Below are 18,648 nucleotides of genomic sequence, written 5' to 3'. Positions count from 1 at the left end.
GCATACCGATGTCATCTCTTTGCAGTTCGCCACTTTTCTTCTCCTGTCATTGTTAATCTGGTGTAAGCCGTTGGCAATATGGCGATCGTCGTTATTTTCCAGTATTGCGAGGTAAATTCAGGGAGCTGCATGTAAACGGCGTAATAAGCATCTCAAGAGGTGCGGGAGATCACATTAACTAAATAACATAATTACGCTGTTTATTTCCGCAATTGTTCTGCGTCGTTGTTCTCTTAATACTTGCCCGGGCAGTGTGTTTGACGGTGTTCGTGATATTACCCGGCAAGGGATCTTTTTCCAGATATTAAGGCACAACAATGATAATAACCTCTGTACTGACTACCCGCGATAAAATTGGCTATGGACTTGGTGACATGGCCAGCGCGCTGGTCTGGCAAACTGCCACCCTTTTTCTGGCCTATTTTTATACCGATGTCTTTGGCCTGCCTGCGGCGATCATGGGCACGATGTTCCTGCTGGTGCGCGTCATTGACGCCTTTGTCGATCCCTGTATCGGTGCGCTGGTTGACCGGACCCGCACGCGTCATGGCCGCTTCCGTCCGTGGCTACTGTGGTTCGCCATCCCTTTTGGCGTTAGCTGCATCATTACGTTTTACGTTCCTGACGCCAGCGCGACGGTTAAAACGCTGTATGCCTGCCTGACTTACGGCATCCTGAGCTTCATCTACTCCGCGATTAACGTCCCATATTGTGCCATGCCGGGTGCGCTAACGATGGACCCGCATGAGCGGCATTCGCTGCAATCCTGGCGTTTCGCACTGTCTTTCATCGGCGGGCTCATTGTTACCGTCATTGCGCTACCGCTGGTTGCCACCCTGGGCAAAGGGGATGCGCAAAAAGGGTACTTTTATGCGATGAGCCTGATGGGCATGCTGGGGATTGTGCTCTTTTTCGCCTGCTTCTTTCTGACCAAAGAACGGTTTACCCCGCGTAGCGACAGCTCTGGTTCAATGTGGGGAGACTTAAAACGGCTGGCAGGCAACAGCCAGTGGCGCATTGTCTTTGTCTTTAACATTATGCTGCTGACAGCCGTTGTCACACGCGGCTCGGCAACAATGTATTACGTTAAATACGTTCTGTTAAGACCGGACATGTTGTTCACCTTTATTGTCTCAGGCATGGTGGCGGCACTACTCGGAGCGTTGCTCTCAGCGCGCCTGCTGGGTAAGTTTGATCGCGTTCGTGCTTATCAGTGGACCATTATTTCTTTTGTTGTCTTCGCCACGCTGATCTTTTTTATTCCGCCCGATCAAATCTGGACGATCTTCGTACTGAATATCATTTTTGGTTTCGTACAGAACCTGACGACACCGCTGCAATGGACCATGTTCTCAGATGTTGTCGATTATGAAGAGCAGCGTAGCGGCCGTCGTCTTGATGGACTGGTGTTTTCTACCGCGCTTTTTGCCATCAAATTCGGCCTGGCATTAGGTGGTGCAGTGGTCGGTTGGGTACTGGCTTTTGTGGATTATATCCCCAATGCCGCTCAGCAAAGCGGGAAGGTGCTCACCACCATTAATGCACTGTTTTCTCTTATCCCATCAGTACTGTTCATTGGGATGGCGCTGCTGCTGCTGCTGTACAAACTGAATAGCAAAACGGTAGACGGCATTGTCCGCGAGCTGGCGCAAAAGCGCGACCGTCATGGGGTCGCTCCCGCGCCGCAACCCGCTCTGAATTCTGCAATACAGGAGTAAAAAATGAATCCGATTTATAAGGATGCAACGCGCCCGGTGGCCGATCGGGTCGCCGACCTGCTGGCGCGAATGACGCCGGAAGAGAAGTTCGCCCAAATGCACGCTTACTGGCTGGTGCTATCTGAACATGGCGATCATCGGGAACGCAGTGATATGAGCGATGAATTCGCAGGCGTCGGTGAGCAGGTACAACTCAGGGAACGGCTGAAAATGGGCGTCGGACAGATTACGCGCCCGCTCGGCACACATATCGTCGAAGCCATAACGGGCGTTCGCGCCGCGAACCGTTTGCAAAAAATGCTGATGGAAGAGACCCGACTGGGTATTCCGGCATTATTTCACGAAGAGTGCCTGGTGGGATTGTTGTGTAAAGATGCCACCCTGTTTCCTTCATCGCTAAACTACGGGTCGACGTGGGACCCTTCTCTGGTTGCGCGTGCAGCGCAGCAGATCGGGATTGAAGCACGCTCTACCGGATGCCGGCAGGGGCTGGCGCCGGTGCTGGATGTCTCCCGCGATGTCCGGTGGGGTCGAACCGAAGAAACGTTTGGCGAAGATCCGTGGCTGGTTGGCGTCATGGCGTGCGCCTACGTTGAAGGCTTACAGGGTCAAAACCGTGATCTGTTGGCCACGCTCAAACACTATGCCGGCCACTCTTTTAGCGAAGGCGCGCGCAATCATGCCCCGGTACATCTCGGGTTCTGCGAGCTTAACGATACGTTCCTGCTGCCGTTTGAAATGGCGGTAAAACGGGCTAACGCCGGCTCTGTCATGCCTGCCTATCACGATATCGACAATCAGCCGGGTCATAGTGACGCTTTCCTGCTCACCACGGTATTGCGCGAGCAGTGGGGCTTTGATGGCATCATCGTGGCAGATTATGGCGGCGTAAGTTTACTGCATCAGCATCACGGCGTTTGTGTCGATGCGACAGAATCCGCCGCACTGTCTTTCAATGCCGGGCTGGATGTCGAACTGCCGAAAGACGATTGTGCCCGTCATTTAGCCCTGGCGGTTGAGCGTGGACTGATCGCGATGGAGAAGATCGATGAAATTGTCTCTCGTACGCTAACAGAGAAATTTCGCCTTGGGCTGTTTGACCATCCTTATACTGATGAAGCCGGGATTAATTTACAGTCCGATGCCGCACGGCAGACCGCACGCGAGGTGGCAACCCGCTCAATGACGCTGCTGGAAAACAACGGCATTTTGCCGCTGCAGGGAACGCCACATGTTGCGGTTATTGGCCCCACTGCGGACGATCCTCTGGCGCTGCTCAGCGGGTATAGCTTCCCGGTTCATCTGATCATCAGCGATATGCTGGATAACACGCCGCAGGTCACCACGCCACTGACCGCACTGCGTCACGCTCTGGGCAATCATCGTGTTCATTATGCCAAAGGTTGCCATATTATTGAAAAACGGATGGCCGGCGCGCCGGTATTCCCGGGCGATAGCAGCGGCAAGCCGATGCAATCCTCCCCGGTTTCTGATGATAAAAGTTTGATCCCTGATGCGGTCGCCGTGGCCAGTCGTAGTGACGTTGTGATTGCCTGCGTAGGTGATTTAGCCGGATTATTTCAGAGTGGCACGGTGGGGGAAGGCTCAGATACTGACAGCCTCAATCTGCCTGGCGTTCAGCAACAGCTGCTGGAAGCGCTGGTGGCTACCGGTAAGCCAGTGATTGTCGTCATGACCGGCGGCAGGCCGTACAATTTGCAGGGTCTGGAAGATAACATTGCCGCACTGCTGATGGCCTGGGCACCGGGCCAGGAAGGTGGATGGGCTATTGCCGATGTGCTGACAGGCCGTGCAGAGCCACAGGGCCGGCTGGTGGTCAGCGTGCCGAAAAGTGCCGGTGCGATGCCCTATTATTACAACCACAAACTGAAAAGCGGCGGTACGCCTTTCGCGTTCCATTTCGGTTCACGTTATCCCTTTGGCTATGGAAAAGGCTGGACGGAATTCAGCGGACAGGATATTGCTTTACAGGCATCCGACGTTCCAGCTGGAGGCGAGATTGCCCTCCAGGTAACGGTTACCAATATCGGAAACCAACGGGGAAGCGAGGTTGTGCAACTGTATGTGCATGACAAAGTAGCGTCAATGGTGCGGCCCGTTAAAGAGCTAAAAGCGTTTCAACGCCTTGAACTGGAGAGTGGCGCATCGGCCACGCTAACCTTCCACGTGCCGACCGACATGCTTAATTTCACCCGACGCGATGGTCAGCGGATAGTGGAGCCAGGTGAATTCGAGCTAATGGTAGGGAGTTCGTCGGCGACTATCTGGGCTAGCGCCACGGTTAACGTGACAGGCAGCACCTGCGTGTTGCCTGTGAACTGGCAAATGATGAGTCGATGCAAGGTGAACCGCATAACGGAGTAGAGTGTGGAGCGTGTCATGCCGGGTGGCGCTGCGCTTACCCGGCCTACATTCGGTGGTTTAAAGGTAAATGTAATGCTGTTGGCCGTGACCTGTAGGCCCGTGCAAGCGCAGCGCCGCCGGGCACCCAGGCCGCAGGACTCATGTTAAAGATCGCTTACTACACCACCATCCCCAGCAACATACAGCCGGCCAGGCCGCAGACTGAAATGATTGTTTCCAGCATTGACCATGACTTAATGGTTTCCCCAATCGTCAGGTTGAAATACTCTTTGAACAGCCAGAAACCTGGATCGTTTACGTGAGAGAAAATAACGCTACCGGACCCTACGGCGATAACCATCAGTTCCGGGCTAACGCCCGTGGTGGCGATTAACGGGGCGACAATCCCGCCGGCCGTAATCGCTGCAACGGTCGCAGAACCCAGGGCAATACGCAGCACAGCGGCAATAGACCAGGCCATGAAGATAGGTGAAACATTACTTTCCTGCATGATGGAAGCAATGTATTTATCCACGCCGCTATCGACCAGCACCTGCTTAAACGCGCCGCCGCCGCCGATGATCAGCAACATCATGGCGATGATTTTGATCGACGTGGTAAGGGTATCGTTAATGTCATCCATTGAACGACCGCGATTCAGACCAAAGGTAAAGATCGCGATGATCACCGCAATCAGGGTCGCCATCACCGGATCGCCAAAGAACTCGGCGTAAGGGAGAATGGCATGGCCTTTCGGCAGGATCATTTCCGCAACGGCGCGCAGCGCCATCAGGATCACCGGCACCAGCGACGTCCATACGCTCACGCCAAAGCCCGGCATCTCGGCTTCACTGAATGTTTTTGCGTTATACAGACCTTCCGGGATCGGTTTATCGATACCTTTCAGAAACTTCGCGTAAACCGGACCGGCGAGAATAACCGTTGGGATCGCCAGCAGGGTACCGTACAGCAGGGTTTTCCCCATATCAGCATGGAAGATAGTGGCAATAGCAGTTGGCCCGGGATGCGGCGGCAGAAAACCGTGCGTTACGGAAAGCGCAGCGGCCATAGGGACGCCGACAAAAAGCAGCGGAATTCGGGCAGAAGCCGCGATAGTAAAGACCAGCGGCAGGAGCAGCACAAAACCGACTTCGTAAAACAGCGCGAAGCCGACGGTAAAACCGGTCAACACCACTGCCCACTGAATATATTTTTGACCAAACTTAGCGATAAGCGTTGTTGCAATACGCTGCGCGCCCCCGCAGTCAGCAAGCAGCTTGCCCAGCATTGCGCCAAAACCCATGATCAGCGCCAGGCTTCCCAGGGTTCCGCCGACACCTGCTTTAATCGAGGTAATAACTTTATCGACGGGCATTCCCTGCATCAGTCCGACGGCCAGAGCCACCAGAACAAGGGCAATAAACCCGTTTATCTTGAAACGGATCATTAACAATAATAACAACACAACACCGATAGCGACGATGACTAATGGCATGATTTACTGGCCTTTAATTTGTTATGGGTAACTTTGTTGTCTTAGCAACAAAGGGGCCTTTGTCCTGTGCTTGCGAACAAAAGGCGGCTGGCACTCTAACGCTCTCCTGCTCCTACGACGAAGAGGGCAGGCTGTTTCCAGAAGAATAGTGCGCAACCAGGATGATACGGGTAACATTGATCGAAAGAAAACACCCCTGGCGGGCAAAATTTAAAAATTGGGAGGCAGGTCAAATTCCAGGAGGGGTTGTAACATTTGCACAGCAAAAATCCCCTTTCAGAAGAAAGGGGCTTTTTGAGAAGAAGGAATCAGTAGTAAGAGTGCTCGCCGCGCTGGTGTTCGGTGAGATCGCGCACGCCTTTCAGGTCCGGGAACTCAGCCAGCAGCTGTTTCTCGATACCGTCTTTCAGGGTGACATCAATCATCGAGCAGCCGTTACAGCCGCCACCGAATTGCAGAATGGCGTAGCCCTCTTCGGTGATTTCCATCAGCGAAACGCGACCGCCGTGCCCGGCAAGCTGCGGGTTAACCTGGGCCTGAAGCATATACTCAACACGCTCCATCAGCGAAGCGTCGTCAGAAACTTTACGCATTTTAGCGTTCGGCGCTTTCAGCGTCAGCTGTGAACCCAGCTGGTCGGTAACGAAATCGATATCCGCATCTTCAAGATACGGTGCGCTTAACTCGTCGACATAGGCGGTCAGCAAATCAAATTTCAGGGCAGTATCGCTCGCTTCCACCGCATCAGGTGGACAATAAGAAACGCCACATTCAGCGTTTGGAGTGCCGGGATTGATGACAAATACACGGATTTGCGTCCCTTCTTCCTGATTTGCCAACAGTTTGGCAAAGTGCGCTTGTGCAGCATCGGAAATACGGATCATAGCAATGGCCTAATAGTTGACTATTTTAGTCGGTTATAATACGCCCATCGTCGAGGGTCTACAAGGTCCGACAGAGGCACCATACGTGGACAGTCGCCGCGCCGCCGCGCAAAAGAAGCCGGGTAATTTCTGCCACGGTACTGCCCGTGGTGACGACATCATCCACAATAACAATATTGAGACCGTTGACCGGAAATTCAAGCCGGAAGGCATTTTTCAAGTTGTGCTTTCTGTGACGGGCAGACAGATGATGTTGCGTTGCCGTCGCGCGAGTACGCGCAATCGTATCTATATCGTACTGGCAGCCGAGCCACTGTGCCAGCGGCCGGCAGAGCAAATCGCTTTGATTAAACCCCCTGCGCCAGTGCCTTTTTTGCCACAGCGGAATGCTGACGATACGGTCCGGACGCGGTAGAGCGAAGGTACGCCGCGCCTGCAAAAACTCAAGCATGATCAGGCGCGCCAGCGCCGGTGCCAGCTCTGCTTTGCCGGAAAATTTGAAGCGATGGATCAATGTGCTTAGGGGCATAACATAATCACTGACCGCAAGCAGTCGCTGCCACGGCGGTGATTTTTGCAGGCAGCGACCACAAAGGTAATCAGGATCGCCGGCGGGCAGACCGCACCGTGGGCAGACGGTGATCTGACAAGCAAGTGCGTTGACGCAGCGGGAGCATATTCCCCACGACACCATCGCAAGGGGCATTCGACATAGCCAGCATAAGCCACAGGCTGTTAACATATTTCACCTCGGACAAAATAAGTGAGAACAGTACCTGATGAATGAGATCTGGTGGCAAACCAAAGGGGAAGGAAATTGCCATCTTGTGCTGCTGCACGGATGGGGACTGAATGCGCAGGTGTGGGATTGCATTACGCCGGAATTAAGCCCACATTTTACACTGCATCTGGTGGACTTGCCGGGCTTCGGACGCAGCAGCGGATTTGGCGCGCTGTCGCTGGCACAAATGGCGGAATACGTTCAGGCCCGCGCGCCGGAAAAAGCAATCTGGCTGGGCTGGAGTCTGGGCGGACTGGTGGCAAGTCAGGTGGCACTGACCCACCCGCAATGCGTGCAGGCGCTGGTCACTGTAGCTTCATCTCCCCGTTTTTGCGCTGAGGATAAATGGCCCGGTATTAAACCCGACGTTCTGTCTGGTTTTCAGCATCAGCTGAGCGAGGATTTTCAGCGCACCGTCGAGCGTTTCCTGGCGCTACAAACTATGGGAACGCAGAGCGCCCGTCAGGATGCGCGCAGCCTGAAGAATGCGGTACTGGCGCTGACGATGCCCGGCGTTGACGTGCTGAATGGCGGGCTGGATATCCTGAAACAGAGCGATCTGCGCGAACAGCTCGTCGCGCTGAACATGCCATTTCTGCGTATCTATGGCTATCTGGATGGGCTCGTCCCGCGTAACGTTGTGCCGCTGCTTGATGAAATGTGGCCTGCCAGCGAATCGTTAGTCATTCAGAAAGCGGCACACGCGCCGTTTATCTCTCATCCTGCGGAATTTTGTCAGGCATTGCTCTCGCTTAAGGCCCGTCTCTGATCCTGGTAAAAGTAGCAGGGTGCAATAATACTTAGTCGGTCATCGGGCGCTTTATTCTGGGCAAAGCAGGATGGCATCTCATTTAACCTTAAGGAGTAAAGGCTATGAAATTGACTACTGGTATTGTTGCATCTCTGGTTATCGGATCGCTCTCTTTTGGCGTGATGGCAGCGGAAGAGGTGCAAAAAGATAAAGTCAAAGAGATGAATTTGACGAAAGTAGGCGCAATCAGCACCGACAAAGGGACGGCCCCAATGGACGCGCATCGCGAACTGTCGAAAAAAGCCGATGAGCTGGGCGGGAAGTATTATGTGATCACCAGCGCGAAGAAATCAGAGAAAGATATTCATACTACGGCTGAAGTGTACAAATAAATATCGCGGATCGGTAAATAGCCCGGTAGCATAACGCTTACCGGGCTTGTCCCGCGAGTTGTATTTTGCTGCCGGAGGGTTTTTCTGTACGTTTTGCGTAGATTATAACCCTTTACCTTCAGGGATAGGGTGGCGCACTACCTGGCGCCAAATCAAACCCCATCAGGTCACATTGCTTAACCTAACGTCCACCACTCGCGCGCACAGGATTTACCTTCCGGGCAACGTTTACAACTTCCGCTCAGGCAATCATCCGCCTCTTCCTGCATACGTCGGGCTTTGCCCATTGCTTCCATGCGCTCCAGCATCGCCTTAAGCAAAGGGCGAGAAAGATTTAGCGCAGCACAAAGCTGGCCGGTCTCCATCCGCCCATGCAAGGCAAGCATATTACGCACGTCAATCAGGGAGGCCATCAGTGGCACTCACCTGCCGGGCTATCGCAGCAGGTTGCGGGCGTTTTACGCGTAGCAAGCAGGTTGACGTCAATCCGGCTACGGGCACGACGCAGGCTGCCAATAACGATCGCGTTAAACAGCAGAACGGTCAGAATACAGACCAGGCTGTATCGCGGATGCTGTTGAAAGCTGGCCAGCTGATAAAATAATGTCGCCAGCGAATAAGCAATGTTTAGTCCCCACAGAATGGAGAAGCCCATCCAGCCCCGGCTGGATTCGCGGGAGATTGCGCCCATCACCGAAATGCACGGAACATACAGCAGCACAAAGATCAGGTAGCTATACGCCGCCGCACCGCTGCCAAACTTCTCGCTCATTACGCCCATCGTACCGGTAGCCATTTCACCGTCGCCTTTACTGGCTTCAATCGGGTTTGCCAGCACGCTAAGGCTAAAGGTATCTTTCAGGCTCTGCCACGTTTCACCTGCCGCATCAGACAACTCCCCGATAAGACTGAATTCTGCCGGATTAAATGCCTCCTCCTGGATATTTTCAGCGGTATAGAGGGTATTAAGCGTACCAACCACCACCTCTTTGGCCATCGCGCCGGTAAACAGGCCGACCGTCGCCTGCCAGTGATCGTGATGAATGCCAATCGGCTCCAGCAGCGGAGTAAAGACCCGGCTTACCGAGGCGAGCGCTGAGTCGTTAATATTGTCCACCGCCTTGCCGCTGAGTGAAAAACTGTTTAATGCGCTGAGGAAAATACTGACAATAACAATCACTTTACCGGCACGCAGGATAAAGCCTTTCAGACGCTGCCACGTCTGGATCAGCAGGCTTTTGATCAGCGGAACATGATATACCGGCAATTCCATCACAAACGGCGACGCTTCACCGCGCATGATTGTATGTTTGAGCATCAGGCCGGTGAGAATGGCGATCACAATACCGAGAATGTAGAGCGAGAAAACGGCCAGCGCGCCCTGTTGACCAAAGAAGGCGGCGGCGAAGACGGCAAAAATAGCCAGACGTGCGCCGCAGGACATAAAGGGGGCCATCATAATGGTCATCAGGCGTTCGCGCGGGGCATCAAGAGTACGTGCCCCCATGACTGACGGCACATTACAGCCAAAGCCAACAATTAATGGTACGAATGATTTACCCGGCAGGCCCAGCGATTGCATCAATCGGTCCATAACAAATGCGGCACGCGCCATATAGCCGGAATCCTCCAGAAAGGAGAGGAACAGGTACATCATGCCAATTTGCGGTACCAGCGGCAGTACGGTATTGATCCCGCCGCCGATGCCCTGGGCGAGGAAAATCGTCAGCCATTCCGGGAAGTGCAGCGTATAACCCAGCCACTGCAAGCCATGAATGAAAATAGCGACCGATCCGGCATCAAAAATAGGCGCCATTGCACCGCCGATATTGATGGCGAAAAGGAACATTACGTACATCACCAGCAGAAAAATCGGCAGGCCAAGAAGGCGGTTAAGAATGATTTTATCCATGGCCGCAGTAAACCGGCTTGGTTCAGCGGTTAGCGAGTTACTGACCGTATCGCAAATGGCGGCAATACACTGGTAGCGTGCGTCGGCAATGTGCAGAGCCGGATCGTCAATGTCGTGCTTTAAGCGTGCCTGTACATCGTCCAGCGCATAGGCCGCATCCTGGGCATAAGCGCGGCTGTAGATATCACCTTCCAGCATTTGCAGCCCCAGCCAGCGGCGCTGTTGCAGGGGCATATTTTCCGGCATCAGCTGCGCCAGATGTTGTGCCTCGCGCAGTAGCGGCTGGGCATAATGCACCAGCTCGACGTTCTGATTATGATGATGACGGTCAATTGCCAGTTTCAACGCGTCTATCCCGCGGCCGCGCGTGGAAACCAGCGGGACCACCGGGCAACCCAGACGGGCAGAAAGGGCGTCTATATCAATGCGGACGTTCTGCTTTTCAGCAATATCCAGCATATTCAGCGCTAATACGCAGGGTATTCCCAGCTCAAGCAGTTGCAGCGTCAGATAAAGGTTACGTTCAAGATTCGACGCATCAACAACGTTAATCAGCATGTCCGCATCGCCGCTTAAAATATAGTGGCAGGCGATTTGCTCATCGAGCGATGTTTGTGAGGAGATGGTGGTCAGCGAATACGTGCCGGGCAGATCAACCAGTGTTACCTGAGCGTCTGTCGTCGAAAAGTTGCCTTCTTTGCGCTCAACGGTGACGCCTGCCCAGTTGCCCACACGCTGACGTGAACCGGTCAACTGATTAAATAGGGTGGTTTTGCCGGAATTAGGATTGCCAATTAAGCCAATGGTCAGTTTTTTCATTTTAGATAACTCACGGTATTAAGAGGAAATCTGTTCCACTTGCAATAGTGCTAAATCTTTCTTGCGTAATACCAGATTAACGCGGCGTGTTTCGATATGAATCGGATCGCCCAGCGGGGCAACGCGTACAATATTAAATAACGAGCCGGGTAACATGCCTAACGACAGAAGTTTTTGACGATAGGCTGGACTGATTTCACCGGAAAATCCAGTGATCTTCCAGGCGCTTAAGGGCGTAAATTGCATAGAGCCTACTTAGTTATCGCTAAAAATAACGTCATGCAAGGCAGGCACGAGAGGCCTGGCGGAGCCTGACCAGGGAGGTTAATTAATCAACAGTCTAATGGTAATGATAATAGTTTTTATCTTCAATATTTAAAATGTGTCGAAGTATTCTGCTGGAGAATAAATCACTGGAAATTTGATATGGCGCAAAAATAGCGCATTTTTATACCGCAGAATTGTCGCACGGGCATTTCTTAAAGGTGAAATATAGGTTTCAGTTATTTTGCTATTAATGATTGCTTGTTTATTAATTGTTAATTATTTAATGCGAAAAATAAACGATAGGCAAATAACGCGGCCGGAGGACAATAATGCCTTCTCCGGCTCGCATACGATTAATGCTTTATGACGACGGGCATTAACGCTTTTTACCCATTGCCGCCGCCAGCGCATCCATCATCGCACTGTTACCGGCTGGCTGCGCTTCACGCGCACGGGGTTTCGCCTGCGGACGGTTGTTCTGTTGCTCGCGTGCGCCGCCATTACTGCGACGCGCGTTGGTTTCCCCTGGCTGCTCGTCAAGACGCATGGTCAGCGCGATGCGCTTGCGTGGCAGATCTACTTCCATTACCTTCACCTTGACGATATCGCCCGCTTTGACCACGGTATGCGGATCGTCGACAAACTTTGTCGACAGCGAAGAGATGTGTACCAGCCCGTCCTGATGCACGCCAATATCCACAAACGCGCCAAAGTTAGTGACGTTCGTAACCGCACCTTCAAGGATCATCCCCGGCAGAAGATCGCTCATTGTCTCCACGCCCTCTGCAAAGGTGGCCGTTTTAAATTCCGGGCGCGGGTCGCGGCCGGGTTTCTCCAGCTCTTTGATAATGTCGGTCACGGTTGGCACCCCGAAACGGTCATCGGTAAATTCCGCCGGTTTCAGGTTTTTCAGCTCGCTGCCGTTGCCCATCAGATCGCGAAGAGACTGTTCGGTGGCGGCCAGAATACGTTCAACGATGGGATACGCTTCCGGGTGAACGGTTGAGGCATCCAGCGGGTTATCGCCGTGATTAATACGTAAGAAGCCAGCGCACTGCTCGAACGCTTTCGGCCCCAGGCGCGCTACTTTCAACAGCTGCTGACGATTCTGAAACTGACCATTTTCATCGCGCCAGGAGACAATGTTTTGCGCCATCATCCGGGTCAGACCGGCAACGCGAGTGAGTAGCGGCACGGAAGCGGTATTCAAATCCACGCCGACGGCGTTTACGCAATCTTCCACTACTGCATCCAGCTTGCGGGCAAGCTGCGTCTGGCTGACGTCGTGTTGATACTGGCCCACGCCGATAGATTTTGGATCGATTTTAACCAGCTCGGCCAGCGGGTCCTGAAGTCGACGGGCAATCGACACTGCGCCGCGAATAGAAACATCCAGGTCCGGGAATTCCAGCGCTGCCAGTTCTGAGGCAGAGTACACAGATGCACCTGCTTCACTGACAATCACTTTCTGCGCGGTTACCTCAGGGAACTGCTTTTGCACGTCAAGGAAGAAACGTTCTGTCTCACGTGATGCCGTCCCGTTGCCAATCGCCACCAGCTCGACATTATGCTTCTCACACAGTGCCGCCACGGCAACGGCCGCTTTCGCTGCCTGCCCGGTGTGCGGATAAATCGTATCCGTGGCAACCAGTTTGCCCGTACCGTCTACCACAGCCACTTTGACGCCGGTGCGCAGGCCCGGATCGAGGCCCATTGTGGCGCGCAGGCCAGCAGGCGCGGCCATCAGCAGGTCATGCAGATTTCGCGCAAAGACATTGATCGCTTCATCTTCCGCACGCTCGCGGACCGTCCCCATCAGTTCGGTTTCCAGATGCATCAATACTTTGATACGCCAGGTCCAGCTAACCACCGCGCGACGCCAGGCATCCGCCGGCGCGTTATTCAGGCGCAGGCCGAGATGGCTGATGATAATCTGTTCGCAATAGCTCTCTTTCGGTGGCTCATCGAACTGCGGATCGGCGTTTAACGCCAGTTGCAGTATCCCTTCGTTGCGCCCGCGAAACATGGCCAGCGCGCGATGGGACGGTACGGAAGAGATTGGCTCATGATGGGCAAAATAGTCGCGGAATTTTGCCCCTTCATCTTCTTTGCCGCTAATGACCGTGGCAACCAGATGCGCATTTTTCCACAGGTATTCACGGACTTTAGCCAGCAGGGCGGCATCTTCGGCAAAACGTTCCATTAAAATATAACGTGCGCCGTCAAGTGCGGCTTTACCATCTGCCACGCCGTTGTCGGGATTAACATACGCGGCGGCGGCCGTTTCTGGTGTCTGAGACGCATCGGTCCACAGCAGATCGGCCAGCGGCTCCAGCCCGGCTTCGATAGCGATTTGCCCGCGCGTGCGGCGCTTTTGTTTATACGGAAGATAGAGGTCTTCCAGCTCGGTTTTGCTCAGCGTACCGTTGATGGCTGACGCTAACGCATCGGTCAGTTTGCCCTGATCGCCGATGGATTTGAGAATGGTTTGACGTCTGTCTTCAAGCTCGCGCAGATAACCCAGTCGCGTCTCCAGTTGGCGAAGCTGGGTATCATCCAGACCGCCGGTGACTTCCTTACGATAACGTGCAATAAACGGCACGGTGTTCCCTTCATCAAGCAGGCGAACGGCAGACTCTACCTGTTCAGCTCTGGCCTGAAGTTCACCCGCAATAATGCGGCAGAGCGAATCATTCATCATGGCTAGTATCATCTTAGGGTCAAAATCAGCGGATAGTTATACGGACTGACACGCAAAAATGCCAGCCGCAGACCGCGGCTTCGGACAGTTCTATTTCACGTACTCAATGTTATTGACGTACCAGCTTGCTTCACCCGCCGGCGTTTGTACCACCGCTAAATCACCGACTTCTTTTTTGAGCAGCCCGCGCGCCATCGGTGAATCAATCGAAATGTAATCATTGCGGCCAAAAATCTCATCGTAACCAACGATGCGAAAACGCTTAATGTCACCGTCGTCATTTTCGATTTCGACCCAGGCACCGAAAAAGACTTTGCCTTCCTGCTGTGGGGAGTAATCGACGATTTTAAGATGCTCCAGGCACTTAGTCAGATAGCGCACCCGACGGTCAATTTCGCGCAGACGCTTTTTATTGTATTGATAATCCGCATTTTCACTGCGATCGCCGAGGCTTGCCGCCCATGTCACTTTTTTAGTGACTTCCGGACGTTCCTCACGCCAGAGATAATCCATCTCTTTTTTTAGTTTCTCGTAACCTTCGCGCGTAATCAGCGGCGTCTTCATTTTGTTTACCTTTCTTTTCCGATCTTGCGCACAATAGGTAACGCGCAACACTGCCGACAGAATAAATAATATGATTTATGCTTATGTGTATACTTAAGCCACTGTTAAATATGCTTTGTAACAATTTAGACTGAAATTTATACCAGATTTCGCTGGTGGCAAGCGTGGGCTTTCTTAAGAATACGTTATCACGACTTTTGCGAACCTTTGGGAGTTAAAACCATGCAAGAGAATTATAAAATCCTGGTTGTAGATGACGACATGCGCCTGCGTGCGCTGCTGGAGCGTTATCTGACTGAGCAGGGCTTCCAGGTTCGTAGCGTTGCTAACGCCGAACAAATGGATCGCCTGTTAACCCGTGAGTCCTTCCATCTGATGGTACTGGATCTCATGCTGCCTGGGGAAGACGGCCTGTCCATCTGCCGTCGTCTGCGCAGTCAAAGTAACCCGATGCCAATCATTATGGTCACGGCAAAAGGGGAAGAAGTGGATCGTATCGTAGGCCTTGAAATCGGCGCTGACGATTACATTCCTAAACCGTTTAACCCGCGTGAACTGCTGGCCCGTATTCGTGCCGTGCTGCGTCGTCAGGCCAATGAACTGCCAGGTGCGCCATCCCAGGAAGAAGCGGTGATTGCGTTCGGTAAGTTCAAGCTGAACCTCGGTACCCGCGAGATGTTCCGTGAAGATGAGCCGATGCCGCTGACCAGCGGAGAGTTTGCGGTGCTGAAAGCGCTGGTGAGCCATCCGCGTGAACCGCTGTCTCGCGATAAACTAATGAACCTCGCCCGCGGTCGCGAATACTCGGCCATGGAGCGTTCTATTGATGTGCAAATCTCCCGCCTGCGTCGCATGGTGGAAGAGGACCCGGCGCATCCGCGCTATATTCAGACCGTTTGGGGTCTGGGCTACGTATTTGTGCCGGACGGTTCTAAAGCATGAAGCGAATGCGCTTCTCGCCCCGAAGTTCATTTGCCCGCACGCTGTTACTCATCGTCACCTTGCTGTTCGTCAGCCTGGTGACGACTTACCTTGTGGTGCTGAACTTCGCTATTTTGCCGAGTCTCCAGCAGTTTAATAAGGTCCTGGCCTACGAAGTCCGTATGCTGATGACCGACAAACTGCAGCTGGAGGACGGAACGCAACTGGTGGTTCCACCCGCGTTCCGTCGCGAGATTTATCGCGAGCTGGGCATCTCCCTCTATTCCGATGAAGCGGCGGAAGATGCTGGCCTGCGCTGGGCGCAGCATTATGAATTTTTAAGCCACCAGATGGCGCAGCAGCTTGGCGGCCCGACAGAGGTGCGCGTTGAGGTCAACAAAAGCTCGCCGGTGGTATGGCTGAAGACCTGGCTGTCGCCAAACATTTGGGTCCGGGTTCCTCTTACTGAAATTCATCAGGGTGACTTCTCACCGCTGTTCCGCTATACGCTGGCGATTATGCTGCTGGCAATAGGGGGCGCGTGGCTGTTTATCCGAATACAAAACCGACCGCTGGTCGATCTTGAGCACGCTGCGCTTCAGGTCGGGAAAGGGATTATTCCGCCGCCGCTGCGCGAATACGGCGCGTCGGAAGTGCGATCCGTAACCCGCGCCTTTAATCATATGGCGGCAGGTGTGAAGCAGCTTGCCGACGATCGCACGTTGCTGATGGCCGGGGTGAGTCACGATTTACGTACGCCGCTGACCCGTATTCGTCTGGCGACGGAGATGATGGGCGAGCAGGATGGTTATCTGGCCGAATCAATCAATAAAGACATTGAAGAGTGCAATGCCATTATTGAGCAGTTTATTGATTATCTGCGTACCGGACAGGAAATGCCGCTGGAGCTGGCTGACCTGAACGGTGTGCTGGGCGAAGTGGTGGCGGCAGAAAGCGGCTACGAGCGCGAAATCGAAACGGCGTTGCAGCCGGGCGAGATCCCGGTGCGAATGCATCCGCTGTCAATCAAGCGTGCGGTTGCCAATATGGTGGTCAACGCCGCCCGATACGGTAACGGCTGGATCAAAGTCAGCAGCGGTAATGAAGCCAGTCGTGCCTGGTTCCAGGTTGAGGATGACGGCCCCGGTATCAGGCCCGAGCAGCGCAAGCATCTGTTTCAGCCGTTTGTGCGCGGCGACAGCGCCCGGACAATTAGCGGTACCGGACTGGGGCTGGCGATTGTGCAGCGCATCATCGACAACCATAACGGCGTGCTGGAATTAGACACCAGCGAGCGTGGGGGTTTGTTGATCCGCGCCTGGCTACCGGTTCCGATAGCGCGTGCGGGTAGCGGGCAGAAAGAGAGTTAACGTTACGTTGATCCCGTAAGTGCCGGGTGGATCACCCGGCCTGGGCAGGACGCATCGGGTACAAGGCTGATGTACCCGACACCCACGGTCACACTTTCGGACCCGCACTCACTAATGCCGCGCCTGCTGGCGTATCGGTATACTTCTCAAAATTACTGATAAACAATTTCGCCAGCGCGTGGGCTTTTTCCTGCCATTGCTCAGGTGAGGCGTAGGTATTGCGCGGATCGAGAATAGCGGTATCGACGCCCGGCAGGTTGGTTGGCACCGCAAGGTTGAATATCGGCAACGTAAACGTTTCAGCATCGTCGAGGGAACCATTGAGAATGGCGTCGATAATGGCGCGGGTATTTTTAATGGAGATGCGCTTACCCGTCCCGTTCCAGCCGGTATTCACCAGGTAAGCCTGCGCGCCTGAGGCCAGCATCCGTTTCACCAGCACTTCTGAATACTGGGTCGGATGCAGCGACAGGAAAGCCGCGCCGAAGCAGGCTGAGAACGTCGGCGTAGGTTCAGTAATACCGCGTTCAGTACCGGCAAGCTTAGCCGTAAAGCCTGACAAAAAGTGATATTGCGTTTGGTTTGCGCTAAGACGAGACACCGGAGGCAGTACGCCAAACGCGTCGGCGGTCAGGAAAATGACCTTTGTGGCATGGCCGGCCTTAGAGACGGGTTTGACGATATTATCGATATGATAAATCGGATAGGAAACGCGGGTATTCTCCGTTTTCGAGCCGTCATCATAATCAATAGAGCCGTCTTCACGCACGGTCACGTTTTCCAGCAGGGCGTCGCGGCGGATCGCATGATAAATATCCGGTTCCGCCTCTTCAGACAGTTTAATGGTTTTGGCGTAGCAGCCGCCTTCAAAGTTAAATACGCCGTCATCATCCCAGCCGTGTTCATCATCGCCAATCAGGCGGCGTTTCGGGTCGGTTGACAGCGTTGTTTTACCCGTGCCGGAGAGGCCAAAGAACACGGCAACGTCACCGTCCGCGCCGACATTAGCCGAGCAGTGCATCGAGGCAATACCTTTCAGCGGCAGCAGGTAGTTCATGATTGAGAACATCCCTTTCTTCATTTCCCCGCCGTACCACGTGCCGCCAATAAGCTGGATGCGCTCGGTCAGGTTAAATGCCACAAAGTTCTCTGAGTTCAGGCCCTGCTCTTTCCACTGTGGGTTAGTGCATTTCGCCCCGTTCATCACGATGAAGTCTGGGGTAAACTCTGCCAGCTCCTCTTCGGTCGGGCGGATAAACATGTTTTTGACGAAGTGAGCCTGCCATGCGACCTCGGTAATAAATCGCACTGACAAACGGGTATCTGCGTTCGCACCGCAGAATGCATCGATAACGAACAGGCGTTTACCTGAAAGTTGCTGCGTGACGAGCCCTTTTAAATGCTGCCAGGTCTGTGGCGTGAGCGGTTTGTTATCGTTCTTGCCTTTGCCTTTATCTGACCACCACACGGTATCGCGAGTGGTATCATCGCGAACGATGTACTTATCCTTCGGCGAACGGCCGGTAAAAATACCGGTGTCGACGGCGATTGCACCTGAGTTCGTTAGCACGCCGCGCTCGTATCCTTCCAGGTGAGGATTTAATTCCTCCTGGTACAGCGTGTCATAATCAGGGTTGTAAACGATAGTCTGAACGTCGTTGATACCATAAGCCTTGAGATCTTGCGGGGTTAATTCGTTAACGCGCATG

General features: G+C 53.6%; 15 protein-coding genes. 6 read left to right on the top strand and 9 right to left on the bottom strand.

The features are described 5' to 3' along the window. The first annotated feature begins 317 nt into the window (after positions 1 to 317). Together AC791_RS03660 and AC791_RS03655 are read left to right on the top strand one after the other, a co-directional pair. Complete coding sequence (locus AC791_RS03660; protein WP_049839135.1) at positions 318 to 1,718, top strand: MFS transporter; 1,401 nt, start codon at positions 318 to 320, stop codon at positions 1,716 to 1,718. A gap of 3 nt (positions 1,719 to 1,721) precedes the next feature. After that, a complete protein-coding gene (locus tag AC791_RS03655) occupies positions 1,722 to 4,103 on the top strand; it encodes a glycoside hydrolase family 3 N-terminal domain-containing protein (protein WP_049839134.1) in 2,382 nt (793 codons plus the stop codon). Positions 4,104 to 4,260: 157 nt separating this feature from the next. Here AC791_RS03655 and gntT read toward each other — a convergent pair whose 3' ends face one another. The 3 genes from gntT to gntX form a co-directional block, all read right to left on the bottom strand. Further along, positions 4,261 to 5,577: a gluconate transporter gene (gntT, locus tag AC791_RS03650; RefSeq protein ID WP_049839133.1), complete on the bottom strand. Its 1,317-nt coding sequence runs from the start codon at positions 5,575 to 5,577 to the stop codon at positions 4,261 to 4,263. 308 nt (positions 5,578 to 5,885) lie between these two features. After that, on the bottom strand, positions 5,886 to 6,461 hold the full coding sequence (gene nfuA / locus AC791_RS03645; protein WP_049839132.1) for a Fe-S biogenesis protein NfuA: 576 nt from the start codon (positions 6,459 to 6,461) through the stop codon (positions 5,886 to 5,888). A gap of 58 nt (positions 6,462 to 6,519) precedes the next feature. Further along, positions 6,520 to 7,203, bottom strand: coding sequence for a DNA utilization protein GntX (gene gntX, locus AC791_RS03640; RefSeq protein WP_049839131.1), 684 nt, complete (start codon positions 7,201 to 7,203; stop codon positions 6,520 to 6,522). A gap of 37 nt (positions 7,204 to 7,240) precedes the next feature. On the opposite strand from gntX, the gene bioH reads away from it, so the two are divergent. Together bioH and AC791_RS03630 are read left to right on the top strand one after the other, a co-directional pair. Beyond that, entirely contained in the window at positions 7,241 to 8,011 is a 771-nt protein-coding gene (bioH, locus tag AC791_RS03635; protein WP_049839130.1) for a pimeloyl-ACP methyl ester esterase BioH, read from the top strand. 104 nt (positions 8,012 to 8,115) lie between these two features. Beyond that, positions 8,116 to 8,385, top strand: a complete 270-nt coding sequence (locus AC791_RS03630; RefSeq protein WP_049839129.1) for a DUF1471 domain-containing protein — start codon at positions 8,116 to 8,118, stop codon at positions 8,383 to 8,385. A gap of 176 nt (positions 8,386 to 8,561) precedes the next feature. On the opposite strand, the gene feoC is transcribed toward AC791_RS03630, so the two are convergent. The 5 genes from feoC to greB form a co-directional block, all read right to left on the bottom strand. After that, on the bottom strand, positions 8,562 to 8,798 hold the full coding sequence (gene feoC, locus AC791_RS03625) for a [Fe-S]-dependent transcriptional repressor FeoC (RefSeq protein WP_049839128.1): 237 nt from the start codon (positions 8,796 to 8,798) through the stop codon (positions 8,562 to 8,564). Further along, positions 8,798 to 11,116, bottom strand: coding sequence for a Fe(2+) transporter permease subunit FeoB (gene feoB, locus AC791_RS03620; protein ID WP_049839127.1), 2,319 nt, complete (start codon positions 11,114 to 11,116; stop codon positions 8,798 to 8,800). The genes feoC and feoB overlap by 1 nt, the downstream gene beginning before the upstream one ends. Before the next feature lie 18 nt (positions 11,117 to 11,134). Next, positions 11,135 to 11,362 (bottom strand): ferrous iron transporter A, encoded by a 228-nt coding sequence (gene feoA / locus AC791_RS03615; protein ID WP_049839126.1) that lies wholly within the window; start codon positions 11,360 to 11,362, stop codon positions 11,135 to 11,137. A 397-nt stretch (positions 11,363 to 11,759) separates the two neighbouring features. Further along, positions 11,760 to 14,084, bottom strand: a complete 2,325-nt coding sequence (locus tag AC791_RS03610; protein ID WP_049839125.1) for a Tex family protein — start codon at positions 14,082 to 14,084, stop codon at positions 11,760 to 11,762. 90 nt (positions 14,085 to 14,174) lie between these two features. Next, on the bottom strand, positions 14,175 to 14,648 hold the full coding sequence (gene greB, locus AC791_RS03605; RefSeq protein WP_049839124.1) for a transcription elongation factor GreB: 474 nt from the start codon (positions 14,646 to 14,648) through the stop codon (positions 14,175 to 14,177). 222 nt (positions 14,649 to 14,870) lie between these two features. Between greB and ompR the strand changes: the two genes are divergently transcribed. Together ompR and envZ are read left to right on the top strand one after the other, a co-directional pair. Further along, the gene (gene ompR / locus AC791_RS03600; RefSeq protein WP_001157751.1) at positions 14,871 to 15,590 is read left to right on the top strand and encodes a two-component system response regulator OmpR; all 720 of its coding nucleotides are present in this window, start codon (positions 14,871 to 14,873) and stop codon (positions 15,588 to 15,590) included. After that, complete coding sequence (gene envZ / locus AC791_RS03595) at positions 15,587 to 16,939, top strand: two-component system sensor histidine kinase EnvZ (protein WP_049839123.1); 1,353 nt, start codon at positions 15,587 to 15,589, stop codon at positions 16,937 to 16,939. The genes ompR and envZ overlap by 4 nt, the downstream gene beginning before the upstream one ends. Positions 16,940 to 17,027: 88 nt before the next feature. Here the strand turns inward: envZ and pckA are convergent, their stop codons facing one another. Further along, the gene (pckA, locus tag AC791_RS03590) at positions 17,028 to 18,647 is read right to left on the bottom strand and encodes a phosphoenolpyruvate carboxykinase (ATP) (protein ID WP_049839122.1); all 1,620 of its coding nucleotides are present in this window, start codon (positions 18,645 to 18,647) and stop codon (positions 17,028 to 17,030) included. Between the last annotated feature and the right edge of the window lies 1 nt (position 18,648).

The sequence above is a fragment of the Klebsiella sp. RIT-PI-d genome, from assembly GCF_001187865.1.
Lineage (GTDB): Bacteria > Pseudomonadota > Gammaproteobacteria > Enterobacterales > Enterobacteriaceae > Superficieibacter.
The sequence above is the reverse complement of the archived record's forward strand: the minus strand, read 5'-3'. Positions and strand labels throughout refer to the sequence as shown.